The organism is Actinomyces sp. S6-Spd3 (assembly GCF_000758755.1).
Classification (GTDB): domain Bacteria; phylum Actinomycetota; class Actinomycetes; order Actinomycetales; family Actinomycetaceae; genus Pauljensenia.
The window spans coordinates 12402-27074 of sequence record NZ_JRMV01000276.1; the positions used below are offsets into that span (position 1 = coordinate 12402).

At 56.2% G+C, this 14673-nt stretch carries 9 protein-coding genes and 1 other RNA gene; 2 read left to right on the forward strand and 8 right to left on the reverse strand.

The window, feature by feature from the left end; genetic code table 11:
* The first annotated feature begins 84 nt into the window (after positions 1–84).
* Positions 85–333: a WhiB family transcriptional regulator gene (locus HMPREF1627_RS05290; protein ID WP_034501725.1), complete on the forward strand. Its 249-nt coding sequence runs from the start codon at positions 85–87 to the stop codon at positions 331–333.
* 99 nt (positions 334–432) lie between these two features.
* On the opposite strand, the gene HMPREF1627_RS05295 is transcribed toward HMPREF1627_RS05290, so the two are convergent.
* On the reverse strand, positions 433–2649 hold the full coding sequence (locus HMPREF1627_RS05295; RefSeq protein WP_234305255.1) for a VaFE repeat-containing surface-anchored protein: 2217 nt from the start codon (positions 2647–2649) through the stop codon (positions 433–435).
* 319 nt (positions 2650–2968) lie between these two features.
* Positions 2969–5110: a pectate lyase gene (locus HMPREF1627_RS05300; protein ID WP_034501727.1), complete on the reverse strand. Its 2142-nt coding sequence runs from the start codon at positions 5108–5110 to the stop codon at positions 2969–2971.
* An 857-nt stretch (positions 5111–5967) separates the two neighbouring features.
* Here HMPREF1627_RS05300 and HMPREF1627_RS05305 point away from each other — a divergent pair.
* The gene (locus HMPREF1627_RS05305; RefSeq protein WP_034501729.1) at positions 5968–6177 is read left to right on the forward strand and encodes a DNA-binding protein; all 210 of its coding nucleotides are present in this window, start codon (positions 5968–5970) and stop codon (positions 6175–6177) included.
* Between the two features lie 618 nt (positions 6178–6795).
* Here the strand turns inward: HMPREF1627_RS05305 and HMPREF1627_RS05310 are convergent.
* The 6 genes from HMPREF1627_RS05310 to smpB all read right to left on the reverse strand — a co-directional run bounded on the left by HMPREF1627_RS05310 (position 6796) and on the right by smpB (position 14640).
* Positions 6796–7884, reverse strand: a complete 1089-nt coding sequence (locus tag HMPREF1627_RS05310) for an EcsC family protein (RefSeq protein ID WP_034501732.1) — start codon at positions 7882–7884, stop codon at positions 6796–6798.
* Between the two features lie 65 nt (positions 7885–7949).
* Complete coding sequence (locus tag HMPREF1627_RS05315) at positions 7950–8546, reverse strand: EcsC family protein (RefSeq protein WP_234305256.1); 597 nt, start codon at positions 8544–8546, stop codon at positions 7950–7952.
* A 207-nt stretch (positions 8547–8753) separates the two neighbouring features.
* Positions 8754–9128: a transfer-messenger RNA gene (ssrA, locus tag HMPREF1627_RS10170) on the reverse strand.
* A gap of 110 nt (positions 9129–9238) precedes the next feature.
* Positions 9239–11443, reverse strand: coding sequence for a YhgE/Pip domain-containing protein (locus tag HMPREF1627_RS05320; RefSeq protein ID WP_034501734.1), 2205 nt, complete (start codon positions 11441–11443; stop codon positions 9239–9241).
* Positions 11440–14034 carry a YhgE/Pip domain-containing protein gene (locus HMPREF1627_RS05325; protein ID WP_034501736.1) on the reverse strand — a complete coding sequence of 865 codons (2595 nt, stop codon included), beginning with the start codon at positions 14032–14034 and terminating at the stop codon, positions 11440–11442. The genes HMPREF1627_RS05320 and HMPREF1627_RS05325 overlap by 4 nt, the downstream gene beginning before the upstream one ends.
* Positions 14035–14112: 78 nt before the next feature.
* The gene (smpB, locus tag HMPREF1627_RS05330) at positions 14113–14640 is read right to left on the reverse strand and encodes an SsrA-binding protein SmpB (protein WP_034501737.1); all 528 of its coding nucleotides are present in this window, start codon (positions 14638–14640) and stop codon (positions 14113–14115) included.
* Positions 14641–14673: the final 33 nt, after the last annotated feature.

Genomic DNA, 14673 nt, shown 5'->3' on the forward strand with positions numbered 1-14673 from the left:
TGAATCCTCGAAACTAAAGACTGTTGTTTTTGTTCGGCGCGGGCATTCAATGCCCGCGCTCACGCTCTTAAAGGAGTACCCATAATGGATTGGCGGAGTAAAGCCGCGTGCCTCAGCGTTGACCCAGAGCTCTTCTTCCCTATCGGGAATACGGGACCAGCGATCGCGCAGGCGGCCGAAGCCAAAGCAGTGTGTCGCGAGTGTGAAGTTCAAGCGATCTGTCTGCAGTGGGCCCTAGAGAACAATCAGGATTCCGGAGTGTGGGGTGGAATGAGCGAAGAAGAACGTCGCTCCCTCAAGCGCCGCGCAGCTCGCGCACGTCGCATGTCCTGATCTTTGCCTACATCAATGGGTGGTGGCGAAAACTAAAGTTTTCGCCACCACCCATTTGTTTTGCCTGTCGGGCGCTTATTGAAGAAGAATTCCCGGTTCCTAGGAGTCGCAGCGCCGCGATACTCGGTGCGCGGCCAGTCCCATTCCCGCTAAGAGGATACCCATCACCGCGAGAGAGTTACTGACTGCGCCGGTTCGCGCCATACGAGGTTTCTTCGGTTCTTCCCCCTTCACGCTTTGTTCGCGCGAATTGATATCCCGATGAAAAGCGACTCTTTCATTTCCTTGATAAAGATCCTCGAAAACAACAAGCTGTTTTCCTCGAAGCTGTTCTCCCTGCACGCGGAAAACGACCTCGCTGCACCCCTTTGTGGAATCAGCACGAAACTCCGTGCGTGCACTGAGCAATCCTTGTTCGTTCGACAGCGGCACTCCGGTTTCGCGATCAACGAGGGTTGCATTGAGGGCGTATTCACCCCCGGCCTCGACGCCTTCGTAGCACACGCTGTCAACGATGCTCACCGGACCGGCACCCGCCACTATCTGGTCCGAATCCGCGCCATCACGCGCATGCGTAGAAATCGTAATAGGCCCGCTTTGCTTGCGCGTGTACTGTTCATTCGGATCATCAAGGACAGAACGATAGGCCTCTACCCTACTGTCCCCATCGAATTCAGTAGTAAACACGTAGGTCCCCACTCGCTCTGGCTGCACACGGAAGGTGAGGTCACCGAGTGACGGGTAGTAGCCATTTCGCGCAGGAATCTCGACGCTCCCGATTTCCTCGGCTTTATCGCGATTTTCTTCTGCGACCTCAAGTCCTTGAGGGAAGAAGAGAAGACGGTGGCGCATTGTTGGCACATCCGCCCCGAAGGGCTCTCGCCCCGCCCATCCCGGATGAGACTGCGGAAAACCGCTCACCCATAGGTCATCGATGAGATACGTTCCGCCACGGGTTTCTTTGACCTGGGCTGCAGAGTAGATCTGAACTTTCCACGGAGTGACGCTGGTTTCCGTTGATAAGGCAAGCTGGTCCGACCAGTCTGAATGGATAAACGGAGCGTACTGACCCTGATGGTCCTTTCGCACTTTCCACACCCAGGAAACAAAACCTGGCTTGTGTGCCGATTCAGGAACATCGATTGTTACGGTCTTTGTTCCTTCCCCAGTAAAAACTGCTGAAGCGTATCCGATAACCGGCGCGTCTTGCGGGATCAAACGTCCATCTACTGGCGACGATGGGGGCTCTTCTCCTAGGTCATAGGCGATTCCGTCAAAGGCAACGGGAATCGGCCCATGGTCGTCATGAAGCCAACTTCCATCCCCATAGTTTGGGTCTGCAAAAGCGGTGATCGTGTCAGAGAGATGGTGACCCATAATAGTCTCTTCTTCGACCTTCGAGCGGAGCATGGGTTGGAAATCCATGAGGACTTTCCATACTCCCCCTTTAAGATGCTTTTCTTCCTTGTCCCCATCGGGCCTATTCCCGTACGAGGCCGTGTCTTGCGTTGCGGCGCGAACACCGTAGCGCGTGAGCGTCGTTCGGACGGGGTTGACGTATGTCCCTTCCCATTTCACGCTTCCGTTTCCTGTTGCTTCCCACTCCAAGCTCACTCCGGTCTCTTTTGTTGTTCCCTCCCATTGGGACGTTCCCGTCGATCTGAAGCGCGCAGGCCCAATAAGCATCAATTTCACTTTGAGGCCCGGGATCCACTCCCCTTTCTCATTCTTCACACCCAGGTCTTTGAGGAAACCATTGCGAGGTGTGCGCGACTCGACGCTTCCGTTCTCATAGGTCGTCACAGCCGCCTTTTGCGCCTGGCGCACGTAGTCTTTTGCTTTCTCATAGACCTGAGGGAGCTGCTCGCGAACGCGATCGACCAGAGTGTTGACTGAATCCTGAGTGTTCTTCCCCGCCTGGTCACCCTCAAAATTTGCGTGGATGAGGAAGGAAAGTGCTGCACGGTTTTCTGGGTGGCGGTCTCCTTGATAGCGATCGAGGAGCCACGCCATCTGCGCGGTAGAGAGGTCAATTTCATCTGGTCCCCAACGTTTTGATTCTCCGAGGTCGCTGATCGAGGCGGTGTCTTGCGGTTTCGGATTCGCTCGCCACATGTGCGTACACCAGACGGGGTAGCGAGTTTCAACGTTGTGAGGCGCCGTGTAGGCCCCCAGCCAAAATCCGCCGACTGATTGTGCTCCGACGCCTTTCACGTAAAGACCGTTGCCCTCAAATAGCGCATGTGCTGGTTGCGGGCTCATTGCCAGAGCGCTCACCGTTGCGACTCCCGCGATATAGACGAGGAGCCGCGTCACTGTTCCTTGCCCCGACCTTCTTGCAGCAGGCGTATATCCTTGCCTCCCGATCATGGTTCTTCCTTTCACAGTTTCCGGAGAGTTCTTCTCCGCTTGAAGCGAGAGTAAGAGCGGGAATGAGGAGAAGAGTTTGAGGGTGCCGATTCTGTGGATAAGTCGCGGTGCCTTCGAGGCTGTGGATAACTTTTGTGCTCAAGCAACAGTGAGTACTTGGAGCTAGGAAGAGCCAAGAAAGAGGGCAGGAAGAATGGGAAGGTGCCCGCGCTGCGGGGCAGCGCGGGCACCTGAGTTTCACCAATTGCGGCGGATGCCGCTGGTTTTATCGATGCGACCAGAAACGAATGACTGTTTGAGGCTGGTTGGGATCCTGGAAGGAACGAGCCATCTCGCCTTGGTAGCTGTAGTCATCGAAGAAGCGAGTGGAAGATATGGGCAGGTACTGAGGATTATCGGCAAGGGTGAAGTTGTAGACCTTCTTGTTGCCTTCCCACGAGAATTCCATACCATCATCGATCTGGACACCATCAGCCTTGGGGATCCAGTAACGATGGGTCTTGCCGTCAACCGGATTCACCCGATCTCCGTCCCACCAGTGGAGGCTGTAGTTCGCGTCTTCAGGGATACCGCGGTCAACCTTGCCATTGACTCGAGCGTAGTTCACTACCAGATGCTGAGGCTCGTAACCATCCCAGTCTCTGCGCGGGTTGTCACCAATGCTCATGCCGCGAAGCTTCTTCTCTTTGTCAGTGAAGGCGAAGTCCGAACGAATGTCCTCTGCAAAAGGTCGCACGATGATGTTGTCGTAAAGATCAACGCCAGCAATGCGGCCGAACATCTCCTGGAAGTCAATCGCACCACGGGAGCCGCCATAGTAGTCATCTTGAGTGCCACTACGAACAATCTTGTTACGCTGAATGCTGGCCCTCTTGTTCAAGGTCAAGTTCCAATCGAAGTTGTGGCCACCAAACACCGTATTGAGACGGATACCTGCGCCTTCAAAATTCCCCGTGATGAGGTTGTTCTCTGCTTTTTGCCCGGATCCACCAAAGAAACCGATTCCACCTGCGCGCCATCCGAGCTCGATCGTGTTGTGCGTGAACTCAATATTGTCGGTGTGACGAGCATTCGATACGTATTGAACGGGATCGCCCGGCTTTGACTCTGCGTGGCTTGACCAGGAGGCAAGACCATCATCGCCGTTTCCACGAACATTGGAATTGCGAACGGCCGAATCCCGGCTGCCCTGCGAATAGTTCAGGCCATCAGCAAAGTTATTGCGAATACGGGAGTGATCGACCAGCATATTTTCGGTGTACTGCATGTCTATTTGATTGACATAGTCACCCATCCAGAAGCCACACTCGAAGTGTTCGATCCACAGGTTCACAAACTGTGAATTCTTGGTGACGCCTTGGAATCCCTTATAGTTTGCCCCTTCGTCGTAACGGGACTTGAGATTAGTCGACATGTAGAAGTCACGGAACTGCAGGTCATGGCTGGTATGTTCAAGAACAATTCCACCACTGGCCTTGTTCGGGTTACGGAAGAAGAGATTCGAGTACCAGATACCTGCACCTTGGATCATCAGCTGGTGGTTATCATCCGGAGAATGCCGAACCACAAGCTGGCTGTCAAACTCGAAGGTTCCACGCGGAATGTACAGGGTCTTCTTCTCATCCGATGCGCGCTTAAGGGCTGCGAGGAAAGCTTCGGAGTCATCCTTTCCGTCATTGGCACATGCGTGAACCGGACGAGTCTGGAATTCTCCCGGTTTCACTTCTTCCGTAACCGTCAAGTCATCATCGGTAATGCTCACCGAATTATCGGGGCGCGGAATCTCAGGAAGGGCCTGTTCAAGTTCAATAAAGTCAATGCCATAGGTATAACCTTCACTCCCCGTTCGAACGACACTGACCGTGTCTCCCGGGTTTACTTGGCGATTGAGCAGAGTATGGACCTCATCAAATTGGAAGCGCGCATGTATTGGCCCTTGGTCTGCCAACTTGTCTTTCTTTTCGTCAAAGGCCTTGCTCTTTTGAACATACTGATACGCAGTTTCTGACGAGAGATTAAAAGTAGCGGCCTTTTCTCCGTTAATACGAATATCAACGCTTCCAGCTCTGTGGTCAGGAAGAGTGAATCGAAGATCAATTGCATTCCCGGGAACTTCAGCAGTGAAGCTCACGGAAGATCCCTTGCCTTCGAGTTCAACGTAGGACTGTTCTCCGGCTTCAATCGCCGTCGAGTCGAGCATTTTGTCAACAGTCAGGCTCTCGTCGAGCGAGACGACGTGTGCGCGGTCAAGTCGGCCCCGCTCGGCCTCGTAACGCGTGTAGGGAAAAGAGGCACCATAGGTCGTGTCGCCATCGGCAGCGATGGCGGTATGGGTGGTGCTCAGGGAGGGAAGGAGCACGATTGCCGCAGCGGCGCCGACGCTTCCCACGAGGTATCTGCGTTTCATAGCGGAGGATCTTCCTTGTCAGTACGTGAGATAGGCCAGACCCACAATGTTTTCGCTGATCGGAAGGGAGTGGCCTATTGATCCTCAACACTAAAAACTCAAGGTGTGAACATAAATAAAAGATTCTTTAACGAAGCTATTCATCAGCTACAAGATTTCTGCGACTATTCTTGTAGCTTTCTTATACATTTTGATGCGCATCGCGAGCGGTTTTATTTCGCACACACATGCGCATCAAAGCGCAGGATTCCAAGGCTCATAAGCCTTATAAAATGAGAGCTTCACACGCTCTTGCTATATGTTCTGTTGGATTTTATTACCACTATTGCGCATTGATCGAAAATTTTCTGAAAGAAGGCGCAATGGATTTCTTTTCCCGAGGCCGTGGGGGCGCCGCTGGGGGCGTATTGGGGGCGAAAACACTCACATTCACTCTTTCTAGCCACTCTTACACTCAAGCGATATTCCCACAAAAGCCTTGATAACAAAGGAAAACCTCGGGATTCCATAGGAATCCCGAGGCATAAGTGGAGCTCAGGGGGCACATGTCGAACTCGTCCAGACTCGCGATCACCTTTTGTTGGTGGCCATGGCAGCGTGAGGAGCGCTCATTTCCGCTCATACACGAGCAGAACCAGAAAGCCCCGTGTAAATGTGGTTAAATCACTGGATTCGCGATAAAATAAAAGTGCCCCGCATGGAGCCCACGCGGGGAGGCGCAGCCGCCGATCTCGCCTGAGCGAGATGAGGACCGGACGTGAGGGACCTTATCGGGGAGATGTACCCCGGAGACATCAGGACGGGTCTCACCTGATGCAAGTGGTGGGCAACGATGCCACCACTCTGTGAGGTTCAAAATGGCTGCGATTGCCAAAACTGCCCTACCTCAGCTGTATTCGCTGAGAACACTGTCTGAAGCCGGATACGGCTCAATTGCTACGCTCCGCCGCGCTATTCGCGAGGGACGTCTAGATGCCGTCCGCGTCGGAGGCCGTCTGAAAGTCACTGCCGAGGCTCTTGCCCGATACATCGGCGAGCCCATCTCCACCGGAGGTGAGGCACGATGAGCACTCAAAGAAATCGCCCCGGAACCGCTGAGGGCACCGAGGCAACTGTTGTTCGTGAAAGTCAGTCTACTGCAAACTCTCCCGTGAGGCACTACCCGAACGTTCCGCCGATCAACCAGCTCATCTCCGACGAGGTGGAGCTCTTCTTCAGGGCCGATCAGACGAGGTACACGCCCGAGCAGGTGGAGTCGAAGCTGCTTCACGCCATCAACACGCGGATCCTCACCAAGAACGCCCAGGGCGGCCTCAAGGGGGCGCTGGCCTATCGCTCGCTCAAGGTCCTCCCACCGTTCGTCATCGCCGCGTGCGTCCTGGAGCGGGACCACTCTCATCTGGGTCTGATCGGTGAATCGCGCGAAACGGCGAGGCTCTATACGTACAGCGAGCAAGGCCCGGACGAGGGGTTGTACGTCCCCGCCGAGTTCCTCATTCGACAGGCGGCAGTCGCGTACAACGTCAGCGCGACTAGCCGTGATCTCGACGAGGTGCTGCGTCGTCTGGAGGACTCGGTGCCGATGCTGGAGCCCTCGGAGGACGGTGATGCCGTGGCTCTGGCAAACGGGATCTTTGATCTGCGGACGAAGGAACTCGCGCAGCTAAGCGAGCGCCGGGGTGCGCCTACAGGCGACTCTCGGCCTCAGCAAGCTCGACGTAGCGCGCGAGCTCCTCGTCCAGATCGTCCACATCATCCGTCCCGTCGGACGGAGCCTCAGCCTCTGCGTCTGATTCCTCCTGCCCGTAGCGTTCCAACAGGAGGCGCTCTCGGTAGAGGTTGTCCGCTGTCACCCCGATGGTACGGATGAGGGACACGTTGAGGGCCATGCCGACGATGATGCCGATAATCGGCAGGATCTGCGCCATCTTCATGCCGACGAGACGCGTTCCCAGGGCCGCGAACAAGGAGTTCACGGATGCGGTCAGCGCGTTGGTCCCGACGCTCTCCATCGATCCGCGTTTGGTGAGCTTGCGCACCACCTTGTTAAACACACGCATCGAGGTCGCCTTCTCGACGGCATGGTCATCAGCCTTGCTTCGCGGGGCGATCGCCTGGGATAAAACCATCGTGGAGAACAGCTTTTCCGCTGGATCCTCCGTGTCATACCCGTAGTACGCAGCCGTGTGCGACACGAGGCGCGCAGAGGAGGCCAAGAACGTCGCGATATCGAGGCCGATTGCCCCCATGATCACGCCGATACCGGGTGCCGAAGCGATGCCCAGGCCAAGGAGAGCCGCAACCGCCCCTCCCGTCGCGAATATGCTGCTCACCGCTCCTTCCGTCGCGGTAACGACGGCATATCCCACCTTCAGGTGGGGCCTGACCAATTGGATCTCTGCCAGGTTCAGGTTTCGGATGTCTTCGAGACACTCCACGTCGTTGCCTGCCCTGCGATACGCCTTCACGATTCGTTCGCGTCGAACCGATGATTCGGCGGCTGATGTCGCCTTCTCGACGAGCCCCAGGACAGCCGATGAGATCCAGCCGGCAACCGCAGCGACGCCGGGCATCTTGCCCGCGAGGCCAACCACTTTTTTCAAAGGGGTGAGCACGTACGAACGGATGCGCTGAGTGATGACGCGAGGACTGCGAGGGTTGACCTGAGCGGCCTTCCATTCCTGGATCGCATCCCACTGCGCACGATCGTCGTCGGTCATGCGCTGCCGAATATCGTCGCGTGCGTTGTTCTCTTCCACCGGCTGATCTGTCATACCCCAAGCCTACCCGGCCAAGATAAAGCGGCCCACACCACAGAGCGAGCGGGATTGCCGCTCTCCTACGGGCGACTCTCGGCCTCCGCGATCTCCACGTAGCGCGCGATGTCTGCGCTCAGCTCCTGGCTGTCGGCAGACCTCGCCAGGTCCGTCGAGGCGCCATCGGAGGTCTCCACGCGACCGTAGCGTTCGGCGAGGAAGCGCTCGCGGTACAGGTGATCGGCGGTCTCGCCGATGGTGCGCATGAGGGCGGCATTGAGCCCGGCGCTCACGACGACTCCCGCGACAGGGACGATCTGCGCGAGCTTGCGAGACGCCAGACGTACGCCCATTGCGCTGAAGAGGGAGTTCATCGCGCTCACGACCACGTTGCCGCCGAGGCCGTCGAGCGAACCGCGCCGGGCAAGGCCACGCATCACCTTGTTGAAGGCCAGCATCGTCGTCTGCTTTTCGACGACGAAATCGTGGCCGCTGCCCGTCGGGTCGATCGCCTGCGAGAGCACCATCGTGGAGAAGAGTCGCTCCGTGGGGTCCTCCGAGTCGTAGCCGTAGTAAGCGGCCGTGTGTGCAACGAGGCGCGTCGCAGCGGCCAGGAAGGTCGTGATATCGACGGCGATAGCCGAGGCCGTGACCCCCACTCCCGGGGCAGAGGCCACCATTGACACACCCGAGACCCGCGACCAGCTCTTCGAGTACTTCGTGGATAAGGTATTCATCGGGCGCGAGCAGATCATCATCGCGTCCTATTTCCATGACAGCGCAGCGCCCATCGAGTTCGAGGAGCTAGAAGAAGCGCTCACCAGCGGACACAGAGCGGGGGAGGTGCGAACCTACGCTCGAAAGCGAGAGTTCGACACTTCCCCCTCAGGTGGAGATGGGGGGAATCGAACCCCCGTCCAACAGCCGACCCCGAGGTCTTCTCCGAGCGCAGTCTGCGAGTTATTTCTCAGCCCCTGGCATCATGCAGACCTGCTACCAGATAGGCTCAGTTGATTGAGTGTCGGAGCCGTCCTACCAACACGAACGGCACCCAGTGGCTTCCTAGACGACGCCAGACACCGGACCGGAAGCAGCTTCCGGGCTGACGGACTAAAGGTTCACGCGGCAATCAGGCGGCGAGAACGTAGTCGGTGCGATTCTGTTCGGCACCTATTTGTTTGCACACATCGTTAACGAGTAGAGCATGCCTCCTCGGCTCGCTTCCCCTCGATCGACGACCGCTGTCGAAACCGATCATCCCCTATTGAGTTCTTCACTCACCGGCGCCCAGCCACCACAGCAGCAGCACAAACACCGGACTTGAAATCATACGTCCCCGCAGCAGACCTGGCAAGAGAAACCCAAGGAGGCTCTACATAAGCTTTGTAGACTCCAGCTTCTCAACTAAGAGTCGGTTCTTCTTGATGAGGAAGGGACGGAGCCCCAATCCCAAGACCGCCGCAAACAGGACAAAGGCACCCAGTAACAGCATTGCGTCAAGATATTCATGACCCGAATACCCCGCAATCGAAGCGCGCAGCGCCGTGATCCCATGCGTTGCGGGAAGATACGGCGAAATTGCCCGGAAGAAACTCGGCAGGATATCCAAGGGGAATGCGCCACCGGAAGCCGAAATCTGGAGCACTAAAAACAGCACGCCCAGAGCCTTTCCCGCGTTCCCGAAAGTCGCAATGAAGGTATAGAGCAGGAATGAGAACACCACAGCCATGAACCATCCCGCACACATGAACTCCCACGGGTGAGTGTGTTGAACTTTCAGGAAGAACAGCTCACCTAGGCACAAAACCGTTGCTTGGATAAGCGCGATTAGCCCAAAAATAAGGTAGCGTCCAAGGAAGCCTTCCCACAGCTTCACCTCGCGGTCCTTGAAATAGAGCGCCGTCGGGTGCGTCTCTTCAAGCCCGTCTGCAACGTTCTCGGCAGTGACATCACTGCGTAGAGCAACAATCATCAGCACCGAGCCTACCCACAGCGCCAGCGCGGTGTACAAAGGCGCCATCTGCGAGCCAAAGTTCTCCACCGGATACACCGGGATCGTCTCAATCCCCACAGGTGCAGCCAGCGCAATTGCAAGCGCCTGGGGATCCGAACCAATGATCGCTCGAACCTGGGTAAGATTCCCACCGTTGAGAGCGTCGGTGAGCTTCGTGTGGATTGTCGCCAGCTTTTCCGAGGCCTCGCGAAGGTTGGTCCCGATATTGCTGAAGGTGGATTGAAGTTTCGTCAGTCCCTCACGCACTCCCGTTGAGCCGTCACCGACTTGAGAGCTCGCTGCGGAAAGCTGATTGCGAAGCGAAGCCATCGATGAGGTCGCAGAATTCATCGTATGAGAGAGCTGCTCCAGCTGGGGGCGCAGCGTCGATTCGACATCAGACTTGAGTGTCCCCACGGCCGTTTTCGCCTGTTCGATGAGGCTCTTCACGTCTTGATGATTCGCGGCTGCCGCTGCCCCGTTCTTTTCCAGATCATCCGCCGCCGCATTGATCGCGCTTTGAAGCGCATTCAGGCGATCAGCAGAAGCTTGCAGACGATTCAATACGTCTTGAGAAATGGGAGAACCTGGGAGCTGTGAAAGAGTCTCTTTCACGTGAAGATACTGGGTCGCCTGGTTGCCCACGGCCTCGGCCTGAGAGCGCAAGGTTGCCACGGCCGAAGTCACGGTGTTTCCGCCTCGGGAATACACATCATCAATCGACGAAGCCAGGGCATCCAAGGAACTAGCCGACGCACTCACCGCCGAGGAAAGAGCAGAAGCGGCCTGCGAGGCTCCAGAAGAAATCTGCGTAATCGATGAGGAAGCAGTGTTTCCTGCGCTAGAGAGCGGGCCCTTCGCCTGCGCCGCATTATTAATCATCGTCTGCGTGGAATCCACAAGCTGAATGGACGAGCCAATAAGCCCCGCATAGGCATCGGCGCTCGCCGCCGCATTCGCGAGACGTGTCGAGGTCGTCTCCAGACGCGAATTGAGCGCCTGAATCCCGCGCACGTTACTTGGGTCCGAAAGAGAGTCAGAAAGCGATGAAGCAGTATCGACAGCGATCTCAGCCAGAGTCTGAGCAAAAGCCTGATTGATCTGAGCGGAAACATGCTCTGCTCCCTGCCCGGCAATCTTCGGGCTCAAACCGTTCTTCTTCTCGTTGATGTAGTAGGTCAGCGGGGTGCTGTGCGCATCCGAAGAGAAGAAGGTCATCATCTCGCGCGAGAAATTCTGAGGAATCACGACCGCCGCGTAGTACTCACCGGAGCGAGTCTTCTCAACTGCCTGCGCTTCACTATCAACAACCCAGTCGAAATCCGCATTCGCACGCAGCGCGGCAACAACCTGATCGCCAATATTGATCTTCAAAGGCACCAGATCCGACTTGTACCCCTCGTCGCTATTGGCAATCGCAATCCGAAGATTCTTCGTATTCGCGAAAGGATCCCACGAGGCCGCAATGTTGAACCACGCGAAAATCGACGGAAGAACGACCAGCCCCAAGACTACGACCAAGGAGATGATCGAGCGATGAGCACGATGGAGATCAGCCCGGAAAATCCGCCATACAGCTTTCACTTCTCGCTCCCTTCTTCCGCATTGTCCTCATTGCCGAGGCGGTGCTTCCCCAGTTGCGCAGCCGAAGCCTTCACTCCATGGAGCCTGCGACGCAGCAAGGAGCGCACATCAGAATCATCCATCGAGGTGAGCAGCTGCTGACGCGCCAACGACTCACGAATGTATTCCAGGGCAATAAGGAAAGTGATAATCACAAGAATCCAGATAATCCACAGCCCCAGAAGGAGTGGGACTTCGGCAACGCTCGCAACGGAGAGAACTGCAAGGAGCGCAGGAATCACGATTCCCACAATCAGAGCCGCGCGGCGCATCTTCGGATAACGCCGTTCGAAGTTACGCGCGCGACGGGTCACCGAACGCGAATACCCATCGTGATCGGCAAGGACAGCAACGATCTGAGACAGGCGGTAACGCGAGGACGGAAGATGCGTGGCCTCGGCAAGGAACAATCCCGAACGAGACAGATCTCGGCTCACCATCGCATTGAGGTTCACCAAGAAAGGACGAACCAACAAACCCAAGGCGAAAGCGATAAGAACGTGGATCCCCAACACTGCAATCGCCCGAAGATATGCGTGCCCGTAGAAACCACCAACGGCCTCGCGCATCGCGTTAATCCCGTAAGTGAAGGGGAAAAGCGGATGAAGGAAACGGAAGAAGGAGGGCATCATCTCGATGGGATACAAGCCCGCCGCTCCGGGGATCTGAAGGACCACAATGATGACACACAGGCCCTTACCGATATGTTGGAAACAGGTCGCCAACATGTAGATCACGGAAAGGAACACCAAAGAAACAAGGACAGCAGTCCCCACAAAGGCCAGTTTCGAAACCGTTTGTACACCGATAATCAGATCGCCGATGGAGACGACCAGAGCTTGCCCAATCGCGAATAGTGCCAAGAGCATCCAACGTGACATGTACTTTTGCGCCGAGGTCATGGAGCCGACGCCCTCTTCATCGACCTCAAGCTTGAGAATGATCACGAGTGCGAAGGCACCGATCCACAGAGAAAGGTTCGTGAATAGGGGCGCCATTGCGGAGCCGTATGTGGCAACCGGGAAAACAGTCTGGGTTGTAATCGATGTCGGGGCAGCCATGAATTCTGCGATTTTCTCAGGGTTGAGATTCATCGAGCCCGCAAGTGACTGGAGTGCATTGGACGAGGAAATCGCCTGAATATCACCCTTGGCGCTGTCTAGATCGGACTTGAGAGAGGCAATATTCGCCGTAGACTGCGCAAGCGTTGTCTTCGTTGAATCAAGCAAGGTATCGAGCTGGTCCAGAAGGCCCGAAATCTGCTCACGTTGGCCTTGAAGAACGCCGATCGCGGAGCGAAGATCCGCTGAAGCAGAGGACATCTGGTCCAAGGCGCTGGAAATGACCGGGAGCTGATTCGTCACGCCTGAGCGTGCCTGCGTGGCCGCATCACTCAAGGACTGGCTGGCGGAATTCAGTGAGTTGAGCGCCTGAGCGATCGACGTTGAGGTCGAGGAGAGGTTCCCATTGAGCGCCGATAGATTCGACAATGTCTGCCCGACCTGTGCATTTTGCGTGCTCAAGTCCTGTAGCGCCTGCGAGGCCGTGGGCAGATTCGCTATCCCCAGGCTTTGCAGGTCGCGAAGGATCTCAGCGTTGGCTTGGTTGATGGATTGCCCCTCGGTGAGTACTCCACCGATTGTCGTTGTTGCCCCTTGCACTCCGCCGTTGAGGGTTCCACCAGCGCTTGAGGCTTTGGCTACTGCTGAGGAGGCATGTGTCGAAAGCCCGTCCAGAGAAGTCGACATATTCGCGCTGAATTGCGAGATGCTGGAGCGGGTATCGGAGACAAGTTGATCTGCTTGGGACAAGGCCTCGTTGAGATCGCTTAGCGCTGAGTCGGCGCTCGTCATTGAGCTTCGCGCACCGCTGACCTTACCCTTCGCCGAATCGAGCTTCTCCCCCATTGCGTTAAGGGATTCCTCAGCCTGTCCCAATTGCTCGCTTGCGGTCTTCACTTTCTCGCTGATGTCCGAACGCCCGTTTTGGAGGACTTCAGAAATAGATTTGCCCGTGGAGGTGATCTTCTCCGAAAGAGTCTGCGCGACGGTCGAGACGAAAGCCGAGTTGATCTGTTGATCTAAAGAAGACGCGCCTGCTCCTGTGATCTTCGGGGCAACAGCATTGTTCTTCTCATTGACGTAGTACTGAACATCGGGCTTGGTATAGGTGCCGTCAACAACGCCCGTGAGACGCGTGGAGAAATCGGAAGGAATGATGAAAGCGGCATAGGATTCCCCGCGTTCAACTTCTTTCTTCGCCTGCTCTGCTGAGACGAAATGCCATCCGAGTTGATCGTTTTCGCGTAGCTTGGATTCCAGCATTGTGCCCACGTTGACAAAACCGATCGCGTCTTTCGTCGCGCCCTGATCTTCATTGGCAACTGCGACGCGAATCTTCCCTGTATTCGAATAGGGATCCCAAAAACCGACGATGTTAAACCACGCGTACAGTGCGGGGACGAAGAGAAGCCCGATGATGACAATCCAAGCGGCGGGCACGGTCACCATACGCCGAATATCCCGCTTGAGCGATCGTACAACGGGCCTCATAAACGCTCCTCAAACAGAACAGGCTGTGTACCTTCCGCATGGAGGGTACACAGCACTTCCTCGTGAACACGCCACCGATCAGCGACGTGCTTGTTTGACATAGCGACGCATCGCGCGCTCTGCCTCACGCTGGTCCTGTTTTTCGCGCAGGGCCTGACGTTTATCCCACTCTTGTTTACCGCGAGCAAGGGCAATCTCTACCTTTGCGCGACCGCCAATGAAGTACAGCTCAAGGGGAACAATGGTGTAACCCTTGACAGAAGACTTATCGGCCAGAGTGGAAATCTCGCTGCTATGCAGTAAGAGCTTCCTCTTCCGCGTAGGAGCATGGTTCGTCCACGAGCCCTGGGCATACATGGGGATATTCGCCCCATACAGCCAGGCCTCGCCGTTCTTAATCTCTACCCACGCATCAACAAGCGACGCACGGCCCATACGCAGGGCTTTCACTTCGGTACCCGAAAGCACCATGCCGGCCTCCCACGTATCTTCGATGAGATAGTCGTGGCGAGCCTTCTTGTTGCGCGCAATTGTCTTCTTCGCGTCCGAGGCGGCCTTACGCCTCTCGGATTCGGTAGGCTTTGGCTTTTTCCATTCCTTCGGCATAAGCACCCCCTCAGTGAGAAATTACAGGAGAAC

Bases quoted from the DNA above. Each gene is read 5' to 3' on its own strand.
- HMPREF1627_RS05290 (WP_034501725.1), top strand. From the start codon at position 85: ATGGATTGGCGGAGTAAAGCCGCGTGCCTCAGCGTTGACCCAGAGCTC.
- HMPREF1627_RS05300 (WP_034501727.1), bottom strand. From the start codon at position 5,110: ATGAAACGCAGATACCTCGTGGGAAGCGTCGGCGCCGCTGCGGCAATC.
- HMPREF1627_RS05305 (WP_034501729.1), top strand. From the start codon at position 5,968: ATGGCTGCGATTGCCAAAACTGCCCTACCTCAGCTGTATTCGCTGAGA.
- HMPREF1627_RS05310 (WP_034501732.1), bottom strand. From the start codon at position 7,884: ATGACAGATCAGCCGGTGGAAGAGAACAACGCACGCGACGATATTCGG.
- HMPREF1627_RS05315 (WP_234305256.1), bottom strand. From the start codon at position 8,546: ATGGTGGCCTCTGCCCCGGGAGTGGGGGTCACGGCCTCGGCTATCGCC.
- HMPREF1627_RS05325 (WP_034501736.1), bottom strand. From the start codon at position 14,034: ATGAGGCCCGTTGTACGATCGCTCAAGCGGGATATTCGGCGTATGGTG.
- smpB (WP_034501737.1), bottom strand. From the start codon at position 14,640: ATGCCGAAGGAATGGAAAAAGCCAAAGCCTACCGAATCCGAGAGGCGT.